Source organism: Pseudomonas sp. EA_105y_Pfl2_R69 (genome assembly GCF_963970915.1).
Classification (GTDB): domain Bacteria; phylum Pseudomonadota; class Gammaproteobacteria; order Pseudomonadales; family Pseudomonadaceae; genus Aquipseudomonas.
In genome coordinates, this window is the sequence record NZ_CAXAOO010000006.1 from 300,249 (window position 1) to 321,842 (window position 21,594).

General features: G+C 61.7%; 21 protein-coding genes. 10 read left to right on the forward strand and 11 right to left on the reverse strand.

Features of this window, described 5'->3' with window-relative positions; genetic code table 11:
* Positions 1-65: 65 nt before the first annotated feature.
* From AACY13_RS18060 to rpoE, 5 genes are read right to left on the reverse strand one after another with little or no spacing between them, the layout of a single operon-like run.
* Positions 66-1,496, reverse strand: a complete 1,431-nt coding sequence (locus AACY13_RS18060; RefSeq protein WP_339462951.1) for a DegQ family serine endoprotease — start codon at positions 1,494-1,496, stop codon at positions 66-68.
* Positions 1,497-1,532: 36 nt separating this feature from the next.
* Complete coding sequence (locus AACY13_RS18065) at positions 1,533-1,988, reverse strand: SoxR reducing system RseC family protein (RefSeq protein ID WP_339462952.1); 456 nt, start codon at positions 1,986-1,988, stop codon at positions 1,533-1,535.
* Positions 1,985-2,935, reverse strand: coding sequence for a MucB/RseB C-terminal domain-containing protein (locus tag AACY13_RS18070; protein WP_339462953.1), 951 nt, complete (start codon positions 2,933-2,935; stop codon positions 1,985-1,987). Before AACY13_RS18070 ends, AACY13_RS18065 begins: the two co-directional genes overlap by 4 nt.
* Before the next feature lie 8 nt (positions 2,936-2,943).
* Positions 2,944-3,534: a sigma-E factor negative regulatory protein gene (locus AACY13_RS18075; RefSeq protein WP_339462954.1), complete on the reverse strand. Its 591-nt coding sequence runs from the start codon at positions 3,532-3,534 to the stop codon at positions 2,944-2,946.
* Positions 3,535-3,565: 31 nt separating this feature from the next.
* Positions 3,566-4,147: an RNA polymerase sigma factor RpoE gene (gene rpoE, locus AACY13_RS18080; RefSeq protein WP_325509438.1), complete on the reverse strand. Its 582-nt coding sequence runs from the start codon at positions 4,145-4,147 to the stop codon at positions 3,566-3,568.
* 441 nt (positions 4,148-4,588) lie between these two features.
* On the opposite strand from rpoE, the gene nadB reads away from it, so the two are divergent.
* Positions 4,589-6,205 carry an L-aspartate oxidase gene (gene nadB / locus AACY13_RS18085; RefSeq protein WP_339462955.1) on the forward strand — a complete coding sequence of 539 codons (1,617 nt, stop codon included), beginning with the start codon at positions 4,589-4,591 and terminating at the stop codon, positions 6,203-6,205.
* On the opposite strand, the gene AACY13_RS18090 is transcribed toward nadB, so the two are convergent.
* A complete protein-coding gene (locus AACY13_RS18090) occupies positions 6,174-6,626 on the reverse strand; it encodes a protein YgfX (RefSeq protein WP_339462956.1) in 453 nt (150 codons plus the stop codon). The genes nadB and AACY13_RS18090 overlap by 32 nt on opposite strands.
* Positions 6,610-6,864 carry an FAD assembly factor SdhE gene (locus AACY13_RS18095; RefSeq protein ID WP_339462957.1) on the reverse strand — a complete coding sequence of 85 codons (255 nt, stop codon included), beginning with the start codon at positions 6,862-6,864 and terminating at the stop codon, positions 6,610-6,612. The genes AACY13_RS18090 and AACY13_RS18095 overlap by 17 nt, the downstream gene beginning before the upstream one ends.
* Positions 6,865-7,190: 326 nt before the next feature.
* On the opposite strand from AACY13_RS18095, the gene ygfZ reads away from it, so the two are divergent.
* The 3 genes from ygfZ to AACY13_RS18110 all read left to right on the forward strand — a co-directional run bounded on the left by ygfZ (position 7,191) and on the right by AACY13_RS18110 (position 10,018).
* Entirely contained in the window at positions 7,191-8,132 is a 942-nt protein-coding gene (gene ygfZ / locus AACY13_RS18100; RefSeq protein ID WP_339462958.1) for a CAF17-like 4Fe-4S cluster assembly/insertion protein YgfZ, read from the forward strand.
* A 65-nt stretch (positions 8,133-8,197) separates the two neighbouring features.
* Complete coding sequence (locus AACY13_RS18105) at positions 8,198-9,034, forward strand: HDOD domain-containing protein (protein WP_339462959.1); 837 nt, start codon at positions 8,198-8,200, stop codon at positions 9,032-9,034.
* Between the two features lie 225 nt (positions 9,035-9,259).
* Positions 9,260-10,018 carry a substrate-binding periplasmic protein gene (locus tag AACY13_RS18110; protein ID WP_339462960.1) on the forward strand — a complete coding sequence of 253 codons (759 nt, stop codon included), beginning with the start codon at positions 9,260-9,262 and terminating at the stop codon, positions 10,016-10,018.
* Here AACY13_RS18110 and AACY13_RS18115 read toward each other — a convergent pair.
* Positions 10,001-11,356 (reverse strand): sensor histidine kinase, encoded by a 1,356-nt coding sequence (locus tag AACY13_RS18115; RefSeq protein WP_339462990.1) that lies wholly within the window; start codon positions 11,354-11,356, stop codon positions 10,001-10,003. The two genes, AACY13_RS18110 and AACY13_RS18115, sit on opposite strands and share 18 nt — an antisense overlap.
* Positions 11,357-11,420: 64 nt before the next feature.
* On the reverse strand, positions 11,421-12,092 hold the full coding sequence (locus AACY13_RS18120; protein ID WP_339462961.1) for a response regulator: 672 nt from the start codon (positions 12,090-12,092) through the stop codon (positions 11,421-11,423).
* Positions 12,093-12,565: 473 nt separating this feature from the next.
* Between AACY13_RS18120 and AACY13_RS18125 the strand changes: the two genes are divergently transcribed.
* From AACY13_RS18125 to AACY13_RS18150, 6 genes are all read left to right on the forward strand, one after another.
* Positions 12,566-13,831 carry an OprD family porin gene (locus AACY13_RS18125; protein ID WP_339462962.1) on the forward strand — a complete coding sequence of 422 codons (1,266 nt, stop codon included), beginning with the start codon at positions 12,566-12,568 and terminating at the stop codon, positions 13,829-13,831.
* A 29-nt stretch (positions 13,832-13,860) separates the two neighbouring features.
* Positions 13,861-14,838 carry a Bug family tripartite tricarboxylate transporter substrate binding protein gene (locus AACY13_RS18130; RefSeq protein WP_339462963.1) on the forward strand — a complete coding sequence of 326 codons (978 nt, stop codon included), beginning with the start codon at positions 13,861-13,863 and terminating at the stop codon, positions 14,836-14,838.
* Between the two features lie 135 nt (positions 14,839-14,973).
* Complete coding sequence (locus tag AACY13_RS18135; RefSeq protein WP_339462964.1) at positions 14,974-15,417, forward strand: tripartite tricarboxylate transporter TctB family protein; 444 nt, start codon at positions 14,974-14,976, stop codon at positions 15,415-15,417.
* Between the two features lie 3 nt (positions 15,418-15,420).
* Positions 15,421-16,929 carry a tripartite tricarboxylate transporter permease gene (locus AACY13_RS18140; RefSeq protein WP_339462965.1) on the forward strand — a complete coding sequence of 503 codons (1,509 nt, stop codon included), beginning with the start codon at positions 15,421-15,423 and terminating at the stop codon, positions 16,927-16,929.
* The gene (locus AACY13_RS18145) at positions 16,922-17,953 is read left to right on the forward strand and encodes an AbrB family transcriptional regulator (RefSeq protein WP_339462966.1); all 1,032 of its coding nucleotides are present in this window, start codon (positions 16,922-16,924) and stop codon (positions 17,951-17,953) included. The genes AACY13_RS18140 and AACY13_RS18145 overlap by 8 nt, the downstream gene beginning before the upstream one ends.
* Before the next feature lie 184 nt (positions 17,954-18,137).
* Positions 18,138-19,007: a DUF6279 family lipoprotein gene (locus tag AACY13_RS18150; protein WP_339462967.1), complete on the forward strand. Its 870-nt coding sequence runs from the start codon at positions 18,138-18,140 to the stop codon at positions 19,005-19,007.
* Positions 19,008-19,014: 7 nt separating this feature from the next.
* Here AACY13_RS18150 and ung read toward each other — a convergent pair whose 3' ends face one another.
* Together ung and AACY13_RS18160 are read right to left on the reverse strand one after the other, a co-directional pair.
* Entirely contained in the window at positions 19,015-19,707 is a 693-nt protein-coding gene (gene ung / locus AACY13_RS18155) for a uracil-DNA glycosylase (protein WP_339462968.1), read from the reverse strand.
* 275 nt (positions 19,708-19,982) lie between these two features.
* Positions 19,983-21,530: a DUF4365 domain-containing protein gene (locus AACY13_RS18160; RefSeq protein WP_339462969.1), complete on the reverse strand. Its 1,548-nt coding sequence runs from the start codon at positions 21,528-21,530 to the stop codon at positions 19,983-19,985.
* Between the last annotated feature and the right edge of the window lie 64 nt (positions 21,531-21,594).

Consider the following 21,594-nt stretch of genomic DNA (forward strand, 5'->3'; position numbering starts at 1 on the left):
AGCGAACACTTACCCACCATGCAAAAGGGGCGACCTAAGCCGCCCCTTCCGTTTTGATCGGGCAATCAGTCCGCCAGCTTGAAGGTGATAAAGCTGGCACGCCCCTGTCGCAGCACACGCATCGATACCGAGCGATTCTTTGGCAGTGCCTGGGCAACGGTGGCAAAGGTTTTCGCCGAGTCGATGGCCTGGTTGTTCAGGTGGGTGATCACATCCCCCGGACGCAGGCCGATCAGGGCCGCCGGCCCCTCCTGCACCTCGGAAATCACCACGCCGCCCTTCAGATCCAGGCTCTTCTTCTGCTCGGCGGTCAGCTCGACGACCTTGACCCCCAGGCGATTGCTGCTGCGCTCGACTCCCGGAGCAGCAGCACTGGCCAGGGCATCACCATCTTCCGGCAACGCCCCCACGGCCAGTTTCAATGTCTTGCGCGCGCCATCGCGCACCACATCCAGCTCAGCCACGCTGCCGGGCTTCAAGGCCCCCACACGGTGCGGCAGATCCGCCGACATGATGATCGGCTTGCCGTCCAGCTTGAGGATCACATCGCCCACCTGCAGACCGCCCTTGGCGGCTGGGCCATCTTCCAGCACCTGAGCAACCAGGGCACCGGCCGGCCGCTCCAGACCAAAGGACTCGGCCAGATCCTTGTTCACTTCCTGAATCACCACCCCCAGCCAGCCGCGACTGACCTTGCCATCGCTCTTGAGCTGATCCGCCACATCCAGCGCCACACTCATGGGAATGGCGAAAGACAGCCCCATAAAGCCACCGGAACGGGTGAATATCTGCGAGTTGATACCCACCACCTCACCGGACAGGTTAAACAGCGGACCACCGGAGTTGCCCGGATTGATCGCCACATCGGTCTGGATAAAGGGCACGTAGCTTTCGTTGGGCAGGCTGCGCCCTTTGGCGCTGACGATACCGGCCGTCACCGAGTGATCAAAACCGAAGGGCGAGCCGATCGCCAGCACCCATTCGCCAACCTTGAGGTCTTCCGACTTGCCCAACTTGACGGTCGGCAAGCCCTTGCCCTCAACCTTGAGCAAGGCCACATCGCTGCGCGGATCGGTACCGACCAGCTTGGCCTCCAGCTCACTGCGATCGGACAGACGCACGATGATCTCATCGGCATCGGCAATCACGTGGTTATTGGTCAGCACATAGCCGTCGGCAGAGATGATAAAGCCCGAGCCCAGGGACTGAGCCTCACGCTGACGACCACCGCCGGGGCTGCGCGGAACCTGCGGGATATTGCGCTCGAAGAACTCGCGAAACATCGGCGGCAGCCCTTCCAGGTCAGGCACATTCAACTGCCCACTGCCCGTCGCCACACGCTCCGGCATCTTCTGCCGGGTACTGATATTGACCACCGCCGGCGAGGCCTGCTCAACCAGCTCGGTAAAGTCAGGCAGATTCGCCTGTGCGACCAGCGCCTGCCCCATCAGCAACAGAGCACAAAGCGCGGTAAAAGACGTTTTCAAGCCAGGCATCGACATACAACTCCCCATCGAAAACAAGCAAAGGACCTAGGACGCGACGGCAGCACCTGCCAGCAAGACGCGCAGCACGACCGGCTGTAAAGCCGGATCGCCCGCCGTATGACGGCTGCGCCAGCGCACCGCCAGACAAGCAACGAAAAGGCCGAGCAGGGCGCTAAAAATCACCAGCGGCTCGCTCAATCCCAACTGCTCGGCCAACACCCCGGCCGCGAACAGCCCCAACAAAGGTACCAGATAGACCAGCAAGGAACCCCGCACCAGCAGATCCTCGCGCACCCCTATGACCACGGCATCGCCAACTTCAACGCGCAGGTCGGTCAATGCCCGGACATAACCGCGCCGACCACCCGCACCAAGCTGATCAAGCAACCCCTGACCGCAGCCGGCCTTGACCGCACAACTGGAGCAGGTGCTCTTGCGCAGGGTTTCCACCCATACCGCACCGGCCTCCACGGCCACCACCCGCCCCTGCTCTTCTATCATGGTTCAGCCTGCGACTCGGCCATACGCATCGACAAGGCAATACGCTCTGCCGTACCCAGAGGGATCTCGCCCACCACGGTAACCATTACATCGCCATCACTGGTTTTCAAGCGCCGCGAAACGGCAACGGTGGGACCAAGCTGAGTGCGTAGATCTCCCACCGCCGCGCCACGCAGCGGCTCCATAAACACCGAGAAGCGTGCCAGACCGTCACCATAGACCTGACAGGCAACGGGCTCGTCGGAGGCGGGGCTGCGCCGCACAGTGGTGGAGTTCAAGCTGAAACCCGGCGGCAACCATTCGGACGTCCAGGTATCGGTCGCCACCGCCGGTGCCTCGGGCAGACGCACCGGCCGACAGCCGGCACCCGGCTCAAGCATCTCGGCGGAGGGTGCGGCAGTATCGAAAAGGGTGAACTGAAAACGCTCCAGCAACTGCCCCTTGTCATTCAGCAGCAAGGACTTCAATGGCAGCGCCGTTTTCTGATCGAGGTGCAACTCGATGCCGTAGCGATGCTGATCCCGCGGCACCAGCGCCAATACCACAGCGGCACGGCCAGCCACACGGGACTTGCCCAGCACGCTCAGGTTGTACCACTGCCCCAACTGCTCGGCATTCAGCGCACGAGCCGGCCATAACTGACTGTCGACCAACTGGTCGGCCAGGTCACCACTGGCACAGCGCACACGCCCATCGACCCGCAGCACCTCTTGCGCGGAACCATCGAGCTGCAACAGGCGCTCACGCAGCACACCGCCCTCCTCAACCCGATGCCAGATGCTGTGGGTTGAAAAACTACCGCTGCGCTCGTAGACGAAGGATCCCTGAAAATCCTGGCTGCGCTCAGCCACGGCCAAACGCTGCAACCAAACCTGGGCATCGGCAGCAACAGCAGGCAATGCCAGGCAGCCGACGATCAACAGGACGGCAAAGGGAACAAAGCGCATGCGCCTCCTTAACGACTTTCCAGGCTCGCCGCCCGCGCATAGGGCAATGCGCTTTCACTGCTTTTCATCGCAGCCTGCTGGGCATGCTGACGCAGATAAGCCGGCAGCCGCTGTTCATGCCAGCCCGGCTGCCCCTGGCCGACCGCACCGGCAGCCGGTGCGACCTCATCCGCTTCACTATTGAAGCCCGCCAGCATGGCCGCCCCGCTCACCTGTGGTACCAGCGATGGCTGCGCAGCCTGCTGCGCCAGCTGAGCACCGGTCAGTTCATCCTGGTTATACAAACGCACGCCAGCCAGTACGGCCAGGGTCACCGACGCAGCGACCGCAAGGCGACCAATGGAGCGCCACGGGCCAGCCGGTTTGGCAGCCGTCGTCGGCAATGCTTCGTCGGCCAATGCGGCAGAAACTGCCGCGGCAATATCAAGGCGCGGCTCAAGCAGCTCCTTGTGCATGACCGCCCGGGCAATCTGGTAACGCGACCAGGTTGCACGCAATGCGGCATCATCACTGGCGGCAAGGACCCGACGCACTTCCAGTTCGTCGGCTTCGTTATCCATCACCGCGGACAGCGATTCCTGTAGGGTTTCACGACTCATGGCGGTTCCTCTCTTCGGCTGACGCCGTGTCTCAGGCATCCTGCAGCAAGGGCTGCAGGGATCTGTCGATGGCCTCACGAGCACGGAATATCCGCGATCGCACAGTACCAACCGGACACTGCATCACGCTCGCAATGTCTTCGTAACTCAGACCATCAAACTCACGCAAGGTTAGAGCCGTACGTAAATCTTCTGGCAACTGCTCAATACTGCGATGCACGGTTGCCTCGATCTCATCGCGCAGCAAGGCACGCTCCGGAGATTCGATATCCTTGAGGGCATGATCGCCATCATAGAACTCGGCATCCTCGGCGCTTACATCGCTATCCGGGGGCCGCCGACCGCGCGACACCAGATGGTTCTTCGCCGTGTTGATGGCGATGCGGTACAGCCAGGTGTAAAAAGCACTGTCCCCGCGAAAGTTCCCCAGCGCCCGATAAGCCTTGACGAAGGCCTCCTGCGCCACATCCTGTGCTTCATGGGTGTCATGCACGAAACGCACGATCAACCCGAGAATCTTGTGCTGATACTTCAGCACCAACAGATCGAATGCTCGCTTGTCGCCGCGTTGTACGCGCTCGACAAGCTGCTGATCCTCTTCTTGGGCTAGCATGAATACTCCTCGTTGGGTTCGAAGGAGCGTAACGCCAACCAGCGAATCGATCTGCCAAGATAGACCTGGGCTTTACGCAAAAGTTCTCTCCTTCAAACAGCTGTCCTGCAGGACTCTTTTTCAGCCCTGCACGGAACAGCGCAGCAAGAGGCCTCCCCTTGCTGCGCGGATAGTCTGAATCGTCTGCAGGCCACATATGTAACTGCAAACCCGTTACGGAAGCGCCTCGATGCAGGGCGACTTCCGCTCTAACGACCGCCAATGGAACCTGAAAGAGTAAAAAAGTTCCCGAGTACCACGCTTGGTCATAAGCCGGCTATTGTGCCGCCGCCCCCCTCTATATACTAGGGCCTGCTGCCGTTTCATCACGACCGTGCGAAGCCCTGGGGCTTACGCTAGAACGGCAACAGACCCCAGGGGCGCTTCTTGCGGAATCCGGACATGAGCCAACACTACCAACACGACGTTCTGGTCATCGGCAGCGGTGCAGCCGGCCTTACTCTGGCCCTGACCCTGCCTGCCGACCTGCATATTGCCGTGCTCAGCAAAGGCAACCTGTCCAACGGTTCGACCTACTGGGCACAAGGCGGCGTGGCGGCCGTGCTGGATGACACCGATACGGTCGAATCCCATGTCGCCGACACCCTCAACGCCGGCGGCGGCCTGTGCCGCGAAGATGCCGTGCGCTTTACCGTAGAGCATAGTCGCGAGGCCATCCAATGGCTGATCGACCAGGGTGTGCCCTTCACCCGCGATGACCAGACCGCCCGCGAAGACGGCGGCTTCGAATTCCACCTGACCCGCGAAGGCGGCCATAGTCACAGGCGCATCATTCACGCCGCCGACGCCACCGGTGCGGCGATTTTCAACACCCTGCTGGAGCAAGCCACACAGCGCAGCAATATCGAACTGCTGGAGCAACGGGTGGCGGTCGACCTGATCACTGAGCGCAAACTCGGCCTGGAGGGCCAGCGCTGCCTGGGGGCCTATGTACTCAACCGCGCCAGCGGCGAGGTCGACACCTTCAGCGCACGCTTCGTAATCCTCGCCACCGGTGGCGCGGCCAAGGTCTATCTGTATACCAGCAACCCCGACGGGGCCTGTGGCGACGGTATCGCCATGGCCTGGCGTGCAGGCTGTAGGGTCGGCAACCTGGAGTTCAACCAGTTTCACCCCACTTGCCTGTACCACCCTCAGGCCAAGAGCTTCCTGGTCACCGAAGCCCTGCGCGGCGAGGGTGCGCTGCTCAAACTGCCCAACGGCGAGCGCTTTATGCCGCGCTTCGACGAGCGCGCCGAACTGGCCCCACGTGACATCGTCGCCCGCGCCATCGACCATGAAATGAAGCGCCTGGGCGTGGATTGCGTCTACCTGGACATCAGCCACAAACCCGCCGAATTCATCAAGACCCACTTCCCCACCGTCTATGAGCGCTGCCTGGCCTTCGGCATCGACATCACCCGGCAAGCCATTCCGGTGGTACCCGCGGCCCACTACACCTGTGGCGGGGTACTGGTCGACCAACAGGGACGCACCGACATACCCGGCCTCTACGCCATAGGCGAAACCAGCTTTACCGGCCTGCACGGGGCCAATCGCATGGCCAGCAACTCGCTGCTGGAATGCTTTGTCTACGCCCGCTCGGCCGCGGCCGACATCCTCCTGCAACTGGAGCGGATCAAGCAGCCCGACAACCTGCCCTGCTGGGATGCCAGCCAGGTGACCGACTCGGATGAAGACGTGATCATTGCGCACAACTGGGACGAATTGCGGCGCTTTATGTGGGACTACGTCGGCATCGTGCGCACCAACAAGCGCCTGCAGCGTGCCGAGCACCGCGTGCGCCTGCTGCTCGACGAGATCCACGAGTTCTACAGCAACTACAAGGTCAGCCGCGACCTGATCGAGTTGCGCAACCTGGCCCAGGTGGCCGAACTGATGATCCACTCGGCCATGCAGCGCCACGAAAGCCGCGGTCTGCATTACACCCTCGACTATCCGCAGCTGCTGGCCGAAGCCCGCGACACTATATTGGTGCCGCCCACCTACGGCGACTGAACTTCAGGCGCACGCGCAAGCGCCGGTGAGCATCGGCCGGCAAGCTGTCCCGGGCAATGCACAGCGTCCGCACCCGCCGCTGCCCGGCCAGGCGAAAACGCAACACGATGATCAGCGGCAACGCCAGGCTGTCCGGGCGCAACTGGATGGGCTGCCAACCCGCGGCGTCGCTATACAGCTGCCAGCCCTCGGCCACATGGCGCAAAGCGCTGTGGCAATGGGGGCCACGCAACAGCAACTGCCGCGGCACGACCCAAGCGGCGTGGCCCAGGCAGCACGCCATGCCAACCCCGCGCGCCCATGGCGCAATATCCACCAGCCACAGGCTGAGCAGGGCCAGCAGCAGAATCAGGGCATAGAAGGCCAGCAACAGCCGCGAGGGCTGCCAGCGGCACTCGAAAGCCTCACTTGGGCTGGACACGATCCAGAATCATCCGAACCATGCGTTTGAGATCGGCATCCTCGGGCTCGGCTCGCTGCATAAACCAGCCGAACATATCCTGATCCTCGCACTCGAGCAGCTTGCGGTAACGCTCGCGATCCTCGGCGTCCAGATTGGGGTAAACCTCCCTGACGAAGGGTACCAGCAGCACATCGAGTTCCAGCATGCCGCGCCGGCTGTGCCAAAAAAGACGATTGAGTTCAACCGAGTCGACCATGGAACTGCTCCTTGAAAAAATGGTATGGAACCATTTTTAACGTCGCGTAGCGACGGCCAGAAAGGTGGCCGCCATGGATGGCAGGCCATAAAAAATGGTATGGAACCATTTTTAACGTCGCGTAGCGACGGCCCGAAGGGTGGCCGCCACGGATGGCGGGCGACAAATAAGGCGCGCAGTATAACAGTCCGCCGCACGCTGCCCAGGCAAGGTGTCAGCCCGCGCCGTGAGCTTTTTCTGGGCTTTTACTTAAAGCTTGTAGCTTGAGGCTTGTGGCTGCTTTTATGATGCTCCCCTAACTTTTAGCCAGCGACCCACTATTACCCATGGCCGACCCCGCGTTTTTCTGCCCCCTCAGCCACGAAGGCATCCTCGCCGTGCGCGGCCCGGACGCCAACAAGTTCCTGCAGGGGCAAGTCACCTGCAACCTCAACTATCTGCACGACAAGCACTGCAGCCTGGGCGCACGCTGCACCCCCAAGGGCCGCATGCAATCGAGCTTTCGCATCGTCCAGGTCAGCGACGGCTACCTGCTGGCGATGGCCGGCGAGCTGCTGGCTGCGCAACTGGCGGACCTGCAGAAATATGCCGCATTCAGCAAATCCAAGCTCGGCGACGAAAGCCACGCCTGGGTGCGCTTCGGCCTGAGCGGCGCAGACGACACATTGCGCGACCTGGGCCTGGACCTCCCCCATGAGGCCGACAGCGTGACCCAGGCCAACCAGCTGCTGGCCCTGCGCCTGGCCGACGGCCGCGCCGAACTCTGGGTACCGGTCGAACAGGCCGCAGCGCTGCAGGCGCGACTGGCCAGCCAGCTGGCCGAAGCCTCGCTCAACGATTGGTTACTGGCACAGGTACGTGCCGGCATCGGCCAGGTGCTGGGCAGCACCCGCGAACTGTTTATTCCGCAAATGCTCAACCTGCAGGCCCTGGGCGGCGTCAGCTTCAAGAAGGGCTGCTACACCGGCCAGGAAATCGTTGCGCGCATGCAGTACCTGGGCAAACTCAAACGCCGCCTGTATCGCCTGAGCCTGGCCGACGAACAGCTGCCCGAGCCTGCCACCGCACTGTTTTCCCCGGTGCATAACTCCAGCGTCGGCGAAGTGGTGCTGGCCGCACGCGGTGACAAGGGCATCGAGCTGCTCGCCGTGCTGCAGGAAGACGCCATACAGGATGGCCGAATCCGTCTCGGCTCAGCCGAGGGCCCGCCCCTGAGCCTGCTGGATCTGCCCTATACCCTGGATACAGACCGCGAAATCCAGCGCTAACCGTCACCCGGCGCACGTTCTGCGACCCTTACTACACTGATTGATAGTCTTTAAAGAGAATTGCCATGAGCAAGCTTGCCGAGAAAGTCCAGAAGGAACTGATCCAGGCCATCGACAACGATGACCTGGTGCTGCCTACCCTGCCGGAAGTCGCCCTGAAGGTTCGTGAGGCCGCCGAAGATCCGGACATCGGCATCGCCCAACTGAGCAAGGTGATCGGTAACGATGCCGCGCTGACCGCGCGCATCGTCAAGGTGGTCAACAGCCCGCTGCTGCGCACCAACAGGGAAATCACCGACCTGCAGATGGCGGTGGCCCGCCTGGGAATCAACTACACCTGCAACCTGGCCACGGGCCTGGCCATGGAACAGATGTTCCAGGCCACCAGCGATGTGGTCGACCGCAAGATGCGCGAAGTGTGGAACAAGAGCACGGAAATCGCCGGCATCTGCCACGTCCTGTGCAAGCACTACACCCGCCTGCTACCGGACCAGGCGACCCTGGCCGGCCTGGTCCACCAGATCGGCGTGCTGCCGATCCTGACTTACGCCGAAGACCACAGCGAACTGCTCGCCGACTCAATCAGCCTCAACCATGTGATCGAGCAGATTCATCCGATTATCGGCGACCGGATCCTGCGCACCTGGGAATTCCCCGAGCAGATCGCCATGATTCCGAGCCAGTACCTGGACTTCAGCCGCGACAGCGCCAAGGTCGACTATGTCGATATAGTCCAGGTGGCCACCCTGCAAAGCTACCTGGGCAGCGAGCACCCTTATACCCAGCTGGACTGGAGCCAGATTCCAGCCTTCCACAAGCTGGGCCTGGACCCTAGCCAGAACCTCAATGACGATGAAGACCTATCTGCTGCCATGGAAGCAGCCATGAGCATGCTGCAATAGGCCATGACTCCGCATGTCGCCTAATGCAGCCAGTGGGCTGTGCGGCGTATGGGTTAACCCGGGTTAGGCTGACTGAGGTTCTGAGGCAGAAGCGGCGACGCTTCACAGTCGACTATCGCGCGGAGCAGTCGCGCAGTATCCGAGCCGCCGGCAGCAAAACTGATTAGTTGAACTCGCCACAAAGGCCACTAAACTCGGTTGACGCTCGCCATAGGCCAGATGCATATGCGCCCACTCCTTGTCCTCGTGCTTACCCTGCTCTGCGCTGGCCCCGCGCTAGCAGACAGGGTTCGCTTGACCAACGGCGAGTGGCCGCCCTACCTGGGCGAACAACTGGCGCACAGCGGCGTGGCTTCGCGCATCGTCGCCGAAGCCTTTGCCCTGGAGGGTATCGCCGTCGACTGGGAGTTCCACCCCTGGGCGCGCTCCCTGCAACTGGCCGAACAGGGTAAACGCGACGGCAGCGCCGTATGGCTGAGCAGCGCCGAGCGCGAAAGCAAATTCTTTATCAGCGACCCCGTAGTGGAAAGCGGCTACTACCTGTTTCACCGCAAGAACTACGTCTTCGACTGGCAACAGGTGACCGACCTGCATGGTCGACGCCTGGCCGGCACCCGTGGCTATGACTACGGTGCGGCCTTTGAGCAGGCCGAGGCCAGCGGCGCGTTGCGGGTCAATCGCGTCACCAGCGACGAAACCGCCTTTCGTCAGCTGCTGGCCGGCCGCATCGACCTGTTCCCGATGGACAAGGTGGTCGGCTTCGACCTGCTGCACCAGCACTTCAGCGCCGCCGAGCGCGCCCAGCTGAGCCTCCACCCCAAGCCCCTGCGCAGTGACAGCCTGCACCTGCTGCTGTCCAGGCGGATTGCAGGCAACGCCGAACGGATCGAACGTTTCAACCGCGGCCTCAGGCATCTGCAGGAAAGCGGCAAGGTCGCCCAATATCTGCTGGAGATGCAACAGCCCCTAAGCCTGTCGCCCTGAAGGGCTCAGGACGAACTCGACCCGCACGAGCAAACCACCGGACTGCGCCTCGTGCAGACTGATAACGGCCTGGTGGGCGCGGCAGATCTCGCCGACGATGGCCAGCCCCAGGCCGGCACCGGAGCCTTTGTTGCTGCGCCGGTAGAAGCGCGCGAAGACCTTTTCGCGCTCCTGCGGCGGAATCCCCGGCCCATCATCTTCGACTTCCAGCAATCCGGCGGGCAAGACCCGCAGAATCACATTACCGCCTGCCGGGGTATGGGCCAGGGCGTTATCCAGCAGATTGCACAGCAGCTCATTGAGCAGGGTCGGCTCGCCGCTGACCCACACCGGTTGCTCGGCCTCCAACGCCAGGGCGATGCCCCGGGCGTGGGCCAGGGGAGCCAGGGCCATCCCCAGCTCGCGGGCCAGCTGGCTGAGATCCAGGCGCTGCGCGCCACCCTCGGCGATGGCCCGCGCGCCACTTTCGATGCGCGCCAGCGAGAGCAGCTGGTTGGCCAACTGGGTGAGCTTGTCGGTGTTCTGCGCAGCCTCCTCCAGGGTGCTGCGCCAGACGTGCGCCTCCTGCGCGCGCAGGCCCAGTTCGACCCGCGCCTTGAGCGCCGCCAGCGGCGTGCGCAGTTCGTGGGACGCATCGGCGATAAACTGCGATTGCCGCTCGAACAGGCCGCGCAGGCGATCGTTGAACTGGTTGAGCGCATCGATCAGCGGGCGCAACTCCCGCGGCATCTGGGTATCCGGTAGCGGCCGTAGATCGTCGCTGGCGCGCGCCGCCACGGTGCGACGCAGGGTTTCCAGCGGGCGCAAGGCGACGGTGACCGCCAGCCATACCAGCAGCAAGGCGCTCAAGGCCAGCAAACCCATGCGCAGCAGGGTGCCGAGCAACAGCTCCCGGGCCATGCGCTCGCGCGCGCCTTGGGTCTCTGCCACGCGGATCTCGGCGACCCCATTGACCCCCGGCTCGCTGACCGGCTGCAGCAGGCTGACCACCCGCACGCCCTGGTTGCGAAACTCACCGTCATAGAAACGCGCCAGCGCCGGGTAATCCTCGGTGCGCTTGGTGCCCGGCGGCGGCGGCGGCAAGTCTTCATAACCGGAAACCAGCGCGCCCTGCACATCCAGCACCTGGTAGTAGATGCGTCCGGCACTGTCGTAGGCGAAGGTGTCCAGCGCCACGTAGGGTACATTGGCGTTAAGCCGTTCGGCCGTGGTGTACAGACCATCGGCAATCGCTCGGGCCGAGGCCAGCAGGGTGCGGTCATAGGCCGTGTCGGCAGCCTGGCGGGCGCTCCAGTAGGCGCTCAGGCTGCTAAGCATCAGGATCAGCGCCAACAGCATCGCCAGCCGCCGCAACAGGCGGCCGCGCAAGCTGCCCGATTCGTTGGCCGAGCGCCGCCAGTGTTCACTCACCGACCGCCTCCAGCAGATAGCCGAGACCGCGGAAGGTGACGATCTTCACCCCACCGCCTTCCAGTTTCTTGCGCAAACGATGCACGTAGATCTCGATGGCGTCACTGCTGGCGTCCTCGTCCAGGCCAAACACCTGGGCGGCCAGCTGTTCCTTGCTCATCACCCGCCCGGGTCGAGCGATCATCGCCTCCAGCACGGCCTGCTCGCGCGAGGTCAGAGTCAGCAGCGCATCGCCCAGGGTAAAGCGCCGGGTATCCAGGTCATACAGCAGCCTGCCGCAGCGCTGCTGACGCTCGCCACCGAGCACGCTACGCCGCAGCAACGCCTTGACCCGCGCCTCCAGCTCGCTCAGTTCGAAGGGTTTGGCCAGGTAATCGTCGGCCCCCAGGTTAAGGCCATGGACCCGATCCTTGACCTCCCCGCGGGCCGTCAGCATCAGCACCGGCAGGGTCTTGCCGCGCTCGCGCAGGCGCGCCAGCACTTGAAAGCCATCGAGGCGCGGCAGGCCGATATCGAGGATCGCCAGGGCATAGTCCTCGCTGGCCAGGGCCAGGTCGGCGGCCACGCCGTCATGCAGCATGTCCACGCTCAGCCCGGCACCACGCAGGGCCTGGGCCACGCTTTCGGCCAGGGGCAAATGGTCCTCGACCAGCAGGATTCGCACAGTAATAGCACTCCACACACTTGTTGTTATGCAGCCAGTGTAACGGCGCAAAGGCCCCTAGGGTCTGTTGCCATTTCATTCACGGCCGCGCCGGAGCCTGTTTTTGCGCGAGGCAAGGCACGAGACACGAAGTTTGGTTGTTCCAAATGAGTGTCGAGAAACGCAGTATCGCGCAAAAACAGGCCCGGCCCTTTGGGTTGCGCGGGAAATGGCCCCCGCTGTTGTTGCAGGACTTGGCAAGGGAATAACCATTACCTGCGTCCTACGCCTAACCGGGGGCCATTTCTCGCGGCAACGCGGCTCGCGATGAAACGGCAACAGACCCTACGAACGCCCCGCCAACTTTCTTTCAAGCTGAAAGCCTGGCGAAAGCTTGACCCCCTAGGATCGGTTTCAGGTGGCTCGATCCACCGACCATAACGACTCGCGCAGTGGTGCGCAGTCGTGACAAAAACAACAATGGAGACCACAAGATGCTCAACGCATCCCGCCAGGCCCTGCCGCCTGCTCATCTGCTCAGTCTAGCCGTAGCCACGGCCCTGCTCGCCCCTGCCGCCCATGCCGACTTCGTGGCCGACAGCAAGGCCAGCCTGACCACGACCAATATCTACCTGAATCGTGATTTCCGCGAAGGCGACGGCCAGAGCAAGCGCGAAGAATGGGGCCAGGGTTTCCTCCTCGACATCCAATCCGGTTACACCGAAGGTACTGTCGGCTTCGGCCTCGATGCCCTCGGCATGCTCGGCGTCAAGCTCGACTCCGGTGGCGGCCGCACCGGCACCGACCTGCTGCCGGTACAGGACGATGGCGGCACCCCCGACCAGTTCGGCCGCCTGGGCCTGACCGCCAAGGTCAAGGTCTCCGCCACCGAGTTCCGCTACGGCTCGCACATCCCCGAGCTGCCGGTGGTCAAGGCCAGCGACAGCCGCCTGCTGCCCCAGGTGTTCGAAGGCGGCCTGCTCACCTCCAGCGAGCTGGACGGCCTGACCTTCACCGGCGGCCGCCTGGACAAGGTCATCGACCGCGCCTCGACCAACTCCGAGGAGCTGGTGCTCAACAGCAAGAATCGCCGCTTCGCCGGCGGCACCACTGCCGATCACCTGGACCTGGCCGGCCTCGACTACCAGTTCAACCAGAACCTGAAAGGCCGATACTTCCATGCCGAGCTGGACGACATCTACCGGCAGAACTTCTTCAACCTGCTCGCCAGCTACCCAATGGGCGGCGGCACCCTGGCCGCCGACCTGCGCCTGATGCTCAGCGACGACAGCGGCGCGGCCAACGCCGGCAAGGTCGACAACCGCGCCCTGAACGGCATGCTCAGCTACGCCCACAGCGGCCACAAATTCAGCCTCGCCTACCAGAAGATGAGCGGCGACACCGGCTATGCCTATATCGACGGCAGCGACCCCTACCTGGTCAACTTCGTCCAGATCAACGACTTCGCCAACCCCGACGAGAAGTCCTGGCAGGCCCGCTACGACTACAACTTCGCAGCGCTCGGGCTGCCCGGTCTGAGCTTCCTCACCCGCTATATCAAGGGCACCGACGCACAGATCGCCGGCAGCGCCGCCAGCGGCGGCGAGTGGGAGCGCGATATCGAGCTCAAGTACGTGGTGCAAAGCGGCGCGCTGAAGGATGTCTACGTACGCCTGCGCAACGCCAGCTTCCGCTCCGACTTCGCCCGCGATGCGGACGAGAACCGCGTGATCGTCGGCTACACACTGCCGATCTGGTAAACCACAATAAGAGTTCAGAGGAATACAGCATGAAAACTGCCTTTACCCGCATCGCCCTGGCCACCGCCTGCATGGCCTTCGCCGGCCAGCTGCTGGCTGCCGAACCCAAGCGCCCCGAATGCATCGCCCCGGCCAAGCCCGGCGGCGGTTTCGACCTGACCTGCAAGCTGGCCCAGAGCGGCCTGAAAGACCAAGGCCTGCTGAAAAAGCCGATGCGCGTCACCTATATGCCCGGCGGCGTCGGCGCGGTGGCCTATAACGCGGTGATCGCCCAGCGCGCCGATGATCCGGGCACCATCACCGCCTTCTCCAGCGGCTCCCTGCTCAACCTGGCCCAGGGCAAGTTCGGTCGCTACGACGAAACCGGCGTGCGCTGGCTGGCGGCGGTGGGCACCGACTACGGCGCGATCACCGTGCGCGCCGACTCGCCCTACCAGAACCTCGACGACCTGGTACAGGCGTTGAAGAAAGACCCATCGAGCATCGTCTTCGGCGCTGGTGCCACCATCGGTGGCCAGGACTGGATGCAGACCGCACTGATCGCCCGCCTGGCCGGCATCGATCCGAAAAACCTGCGTTACGTGGCCTTCGAAGGCGGCGGCGAAACCCTCACCGCCATGCTCGGCGGCCATGTCCAGGTCACCTCCAGCGGCCTCGGCGAAGTCACCCCGCAACTGGCGGCGAAGAAAGTACGCATCCTCGCCGTGCTCTCCGATGAGCGTCTGCCGGGTAGCCTGGCGCAGATCCCCACCGCCAAGGAACAGGGCTACGACATCAGCTGGCCGGTGATCCGCGGCTTCTATATGGGCCCGGAAGTCAGTGACGAGCAGTTCAATTGGTGGAAGCAGCAGTTCGACACCCTGCTGGCCAGCGAAGACTTCGCCAAGCTGCGCGAGCAGCGCGACCTGCTGCCGCTGGCGGTCACCGGCGACGAACTGCAGGCCCTGGTCTTCAAGCAGGTTGAAGAATACAAGGCTCTGGCCGGCGAATTCGGCCTGATGCAATAACGCCCACGCCGCAATTCGTAGGATGGGTTGAGCGCAGCGATACCCATCAATAGGGGCTGTGCGATGGGTATCGCGATGCTCAACCCATCCTACGGTTTCACGGTCTTTCCCTGACCTTCGACTAGGTAATCCGCCATGTACGTTCGCCTGTTCGCCGCGATCTGGCTGCTGTTCTGCGCCGGCCTCGCCGTTCTCGCCTGGGGCTTCCAGGCACCCTTCGCCTATGACCCGGTCGGTCCGCGCGCCTATCCGCTGCTGTTGCTGGCGCTGATGGCCGCTGGCAGCCTCTGGCTGCTGTACCAGCCCGGCCTGCTCGAACAGCGCTGGAACCCCGGTGCCGCCGTACGCGCCGCGCTGTGCGTGCTGTCCCTGCTGGCCTACGCCCTGTTGTTCGAAGTGCTCGGTTTTATCATCAGCACCGCCCTGGCCGCCTTCACCCTGGGCCTGCTGTTCACCGGCCGCCTGATTCCCTGCGCCATCAGCGGCGTGCTGATGGGCGTGCTGCTCTATGGCCTGTTCGATTACCTGCTGGATGTGCCGCTGCCCCTCGGCCTGTTCGAAGCCTTTGTGGAGAGCTGAAAAATGGAAACGCTGAATTTCTTGATGCAGGGCTTCGATGTCGCCACCCGGCCGACCAACCTGCTGGTCGCCCTGTTCGGTGCCTTCGTCGGCACTATCGTCGGCTTGCTGCCGGGCCTGGGTCCGATCAACGGCGTGGCCCTGCTGCTGCCGCTGGCCTTCGCCCTCGGCCTGCCGCCGGAAACCGCATTGATCCTGCTGGCGGCCGTATACCTGGGCTGCGAATACGGCGGACGCATCTCGGCGATCCTGCTCAACGTGCCGGGCGATGCCGCGGCAGTGATGACCACCCTCGACGGCTACCCGCTGGCCCGTCAGGGCAAGGCCGGCATCGCCCTGTCGTTGTCTGCCGTAAGTTCCTTTATCGGCAGCATCATCGCCACCTGCGGCGTGGTGCTGTTCGCCCCGCTGCTGGCGAAATGGGCGGTGGCCTTCGGCCCTGCCGAATATTTCGTGCTGATGATCTTCGCCATCGCCTGCCTGGGCGGCATGGTCGGCGACAAACCGGTGAAAACCCTGATGGCCGCCCTGATCGGCCTGGCCCTGGCCACGGTCGGGGTGGACTCGACCACCGGGGTGTACCGCTTCACCTTCGGCAGCGTCAGCCTGTCCGACGGCATCCAGTTCATCATCGTGGTGATCGGTTTCTTCAGCGTCAGCGAGATCCTCTTGATGCTGGAAAAAACTCACAGCGGGCAGAAAGCGGTGAAGGCCAGCGGCCGCCTGCTGTTCAACTTCAAGGAGTTCTGCTTCACCTTCTGGACCATGGTGCGTAGCGCCGTGGCCGGCTTCGTCATCGGCACCCTGCCCGGTGCCGGCGCGACCATCGCCAGCGCCATGACCTATATGAGCGAGAAGCGCATGGCCGGCCCGGGCGGCAAGTTCGGCGACGGCGACCTGCGCGGCCTGGCCGCCCCGGAAGCGGCCAACAACGCCTCGGCCTGCGGCTCCTTGATCCCCATGCTGACCCTCGGCGTCCCGGGTTCGGGTACCACCGCGGTGATGATCGGTGCCCTGACCCTGTACAACATCACCCCCGGCCCGCTGTTGTTCGAACAGCAGCCGGACGTGGTCTGGGGCCTGATCGCCTCGCTGTTTATCGGCAACGTGATCCTGCTGGTGATGAACATCCCCCTGGTCGGCCTGTTCTCGCGCATGCTCAGCGTGCCCAACTGGGTACTGGTACCGACCATCACCGCGATCAGCATGGTTGGCGTCTACGCGGTGCATAGCACCACCTTCGACCTGGTGCTGATGGTCGGCCTCGGTGTGTTCGGCTATATCCTGCGCAAGCTGGACTTCCCGCTGTCGGCGCTGATTCTCGGCTTCGTCCTCGGTGAGCTGATGGAAGACAACCTGCGCCGCGCCCTGTCGATCTCCGCCGGCGAGCTGAGTATTCTCTGGAACAGCCCAATCAGCCTCTGCCTGTGGGCCCTCACCGCCCTGATGCTGGGCCTGCCGGGCCTGCGCTGGTGGCGTGCACGACGTAAAACGCAGCTGGCCAATGCCTAAGCTGCCTGCCCTGGCCCACCGGCAAAGCTGGTGGGCCACGCCCCTGGTCGGCCTGTTAGGCGGCTATCTGGCCAGCCTGATCGGCTGGCCTTTGCCGTGGATCATCGGCTCGCTGCTGGCGGTGATCGCCGTACGTTGCAGCGGCTGGCTGGTGACCGAAATGCCGGGCGGACGCAAGACCGGCCAGTGGCTGGTATCCAGCGCCATCGGCCTGCATTTCACCAGCGAGGTGATGGGCCAGCTGCTCGATCACTTCGGCGTGATCATCGCCGGAGCCCTGGGTACCCTGCTGCTCAGTCTGATCGGCATCCTGATTCTGCGCCGCGCAGGTCTGGACCGCGCCACGGCATTCTTTGCCAGCATGCCTGGCGGTGCCAGCGAGATGGTCAACCTGGCCCTGCGGCATAACGCCGATACCGCCAAGGTCGCCGCCGCCCACAGCCTGCGCCTGCTGATGGTGGTGCTGCTGATTCCGGCGATCTTCACCTGGAGCCTGCCGCCCATCGCGCCGCCAGCGCCTGCGGCAGTAAGCTGGCCCTGGCTGGCAGTGCTGCTGCCGGCTGGCGCGCTGCTGGCCTGGTTATGGGGGCGTCTGGGCCAACCCAACCCCTGGATGCTCGGCCCGTTGACCGTCTGCGCAGTGGCCAGTGTGGCCTTCGACCTGCACCTGGGTCTGCCCGATGGCCTGGGCCAGGTCGGCCAGTGGCTGATCGGCTGCGCCCTGGGCTGTCATTTCGACCGCGCCTTCTTTCGCAGCGCGCCGGTTTTTCTCGCCCGCATTGTGCTGTTCACCCTGCTGGCCATGCTCAGCGCCGCGCTGCTGGCCGAAGGCCTGGGCTGGCTGGCCGGCGAGGATCAGACCTCGCTGAGCCTGGGCATGATGCCCGGCGGCATCACCGAACTGTGCCTGACCGCCGAAGCCCTGCACCTCTCGGTGGCGCTGGTCACCGCCCTGCAGGTGCTGCGCCTGTTTCTGGTGATGTTCCTGGCCGAACCCTTGTTCAGGCTCTGGCAGCGCAGCTAACCGCTGAGGGCTTATCGCTCTCGGCGCGCGACTATCAGCTTGATTTCGACCACGTTTAGCCCGCCTTGTGCGGGTTCTTTTTTGCCTGCACCCAGGCCAGTTTTTGTTTAACGGATATGTCCGCAGCCACGCAGGCACATGCCACGGGGGTACTCTCAGAGCCTGGACCCTTGAGGCATAGTGTATGACCGTCGCGCCCTGGCCCGCCATGAAACCCCTGCTGCTAGTGCTTTGCCTGAGCCTGCTGACCACAGCCTGCAGCCGCATCGACCTGGCCTATCGCAACCTGGACTGGCTGCTGCCCTGGCGGCTGAACGACTACCTGAACCTCGACCGCCAGCAGCAGGCCTGGCTCAAACCCCGTTTACAGAGGCACCTGCAGTGGCACTGCAGCATCGAGTTGCCGCGTTATATCGACTGGCTGCACAGCACCGAAAGCATCCTTATCCAGGCGCAGCCGGACAGCACCCAGCTGCTTGAACAGTTCGCTCAGTTCGATGCCGCACTGAAACGCATCGGCGTCGAGATCACTCCCACCACCATCGAGCTGCTGCAGGGCTTGAGCGAGCGGCAGGTCGACGAGTTCTATGCCGCCCTCGACGAGGACAATCTGGAAGATCGCCAGGATTTTCTCGACCCACCCCTGGCCATCCAGATCAGCGAACGCGGCGAGCGCATGCAGGAACGTCTGCGGCCCTGGCTGGGCCGCCTGAACAGTGCCCAGAAAGCGCATATCGCCGACTGGGCCACTGGCCTAGGGGAACAGAACCGCCTGTGGCTGGAGAACCGTCAACGCTGGCAGACGCAGCTGCGCAAGACCCTCGCCGAACGCGACAACGCCGACTTTGCCGAGCAGCTGACCCGCCTGTTGCAACAACGCGAGCGCTTCTACAGCGACGAGTATCGCGCCAGTTATGGCCGCTCACGCCAGGCGCTGGCCACGCTGTTCAGCCAGCTACTAAGCAGCAGCGACGAAGCCCAGCGCGAGCGCCTGAGTCATCGCCTGCGCGACCTGCGCAGAGACCTTGCCGAGCAGCAGTGTGACGCTACTTAACAGGCTGTTAGGCCTCGGGTAAGCGCCAGTCGATCGGGCTCAGCCCATGCTGCTGGAGGAACTTGTTGCAGCGGCTGAAATGACCGTTACCGATAAAGCCGCGGTGCGCCGACAGCGGCGAAGGGTGCACCGATTTCAGCACCAGGTGCTTGCTGACATCGATCAGTTTTTCCTTGCTCTGGGCATGGGCACCCCAGAGCAGAAACACCAGGCGCTCCTGCTGCTGGCTGGCCACCTCGATCACCTTGTCGGTAAAGGTCTGCCAGCCGATCTTGGCATGGGAGCCGGCAATGCCATGCTCCACCGTCAATGAGGTATTGAGCAGCAGCACGCCCTGCTCGGCCCAGTGCTGCAGGTTGCCGTGGCCGGGGATATCGATATTCAGGTCGCGCTTGAGCTCTTTATAGATATTCACCAGCGACGGCGGGGTTTTCACCCCCGGCTGCACCGAGAAGCACAGACCATGGGCCTGACCCGGGCCGTGGTAAGGGTCCTGGCCGATCACCACCACCTTGGTCTGGGCCAGCGGGGTGGAGTTGAGCGCATTGAAGATCAGCGAACCGGCTGGATAAATCTCCTTACCCGCCGCCTTCTCGCTACGCAGGAAATCCCCCAGCTCACGCATATAGGGCTTCTCGAACTCATCCTGCAGGGCCGCTTTCCAGCCGGCTTCGAGTTTGACGTTATCTGCGGCACTCATGCCTGTGTCCTGCTTAAACCAACGAAGACGGCACGCTAAGGAAGGCACCGGGGCAAGTCAAGGCGAACGGCGCTTAGCCGCGTAGGTTGTGGTTGAGCGCAGCGAAGCCCAACAATGGGGTTGTGCGGACTTGTGAAGAAAACAGGAGACACAACGATTAATGCTCCCGAAAACCGTGGTCTATTGTTTTATGCCACCTATTGTTTTCGGTTTTCTCAAACATCGACTTTTTCAACAGAATCGACCAGAAGCTGTCAGTCAGAATGAGTAGGAAATCAGGTTTTTTTAGTTGAGAACCAAGCCCCCTCTAGATCTTCAGAGTAATCATCCGCAAATGACATCAGTGCTTTTCCGTGCTTACCTGAAGTTACCAGCGTTTTTGTAGAATTCGGAATTCTTTTAACTTGATAATCAATTAAGTCGAATCTAGTTGGGATTTTGCAAAGCTCTTGGTCGAAAAGATTAAACGTTATGATCTTGACGCCAAAAAGCGAAGTCTTTTTGGATGATTCAATTTTTTCACTTGGCTCAAGCTCTATCGAAAGAGAAGAAAGTGTTTGTTGTTGATCGCCTCGAAGCAATAAAAAGGCACAATTAATATTGTTAATATCTGCTCGTGATATCGAAAATTCGTTCGGGACACGGAGTTTCGATCCAGTGGTTCTTGCTATCAAATGAATTTTCCCTAGGGTGTGAGCCAGATGTATAAACTCCATGGCCGACTCTTGAATTTCCGCCGGGAAGGGTAGCGGAAGTCTTTGTCCCGATATTTCCACCTCTAAAGTAAAGCTCTTGCGAGCTAGAGCCTGCTCTGCCCATAAATGAACGTGGCTTAGATAGTCCACATCTTTTATTGGCATATCGGAGATGTGGGGCATTCGAAAGCTAAATCTAGCGTTTGGTGTGAGGCTGTTGTTTTTATTGATCTTGAAGCGAACACAAATATCTAGAATGCTGGCCTTTTGCTCATTAGTTATAGCAGCTCCAAGGCTTCCATTAAAAAGCTCGGCGTCAATCGATAATTCTGTCGTGGTGATTGAGTGTTTATGGCCAGGGATAAGTCGAATTTTTCCGGCCGTAGAGCCGATGGAATTTATTGATATAGCCCCTTTTCCAAATTCTTCATAAGGGTTATTGAGAGAAGGAGGTACAGATATGTTAAATTTCTCGACCTCAAAAGTTCGTGGCAAGCCAAAGAACAACGCGTCCTTGAACTTTTCTAAATTTTCTGGATTTTGAGTTGGAGTGAAGGTAAGTTTACTGATAAAGCCTTCTGACACCTCAGACTCTGCCAGAAATCCAAGAGCCTGCTGAGTATTAATACTTGATCGACTATTTAGCGACTCAGGAAGTAACACTTCGCCCTGCGCTTCGCGGCCAGTAACTGTTAGTACTGATTTTAGGTAGCATTCAAATTCTGAGCGATGATCGAGGGATTGTGTGCTTTCGAACTCAATGCTTATATTTCCACTACCTAACAGTCGATGCTCATTTGCCCGTGTCCAAGGTTGAGCGTGAAGCCAGTAGAACCTGCCCTCAGGTGTCACACGAATAATAAATACAGGAATGATAGACTCTGCATACTGGCGGAGTCTGCTTTTCGAAACGGGGGCGCGAACAGAGTTTTTACCAGTAGTCTTTGCTGTGCCCTTGATTTGGGCAAGGAATCGACCGCCATTATAAAGACTATGACTTGGAGTTACGAATAGGTCGTATCCTATATCAATTTGATCTTGCCCTACGTTCCAGCTCCAAGATAGAAATAGCCGTGCCACGTCAAACTCAGCTAAAGTTCCTGTTCTTTGAGTTTCTGGAAAATTCATCAAATCGCTTGATTACTTTAACGGTTATACTTTAGGTGCCATAGCCTCTGCGGCTATAGCTTTT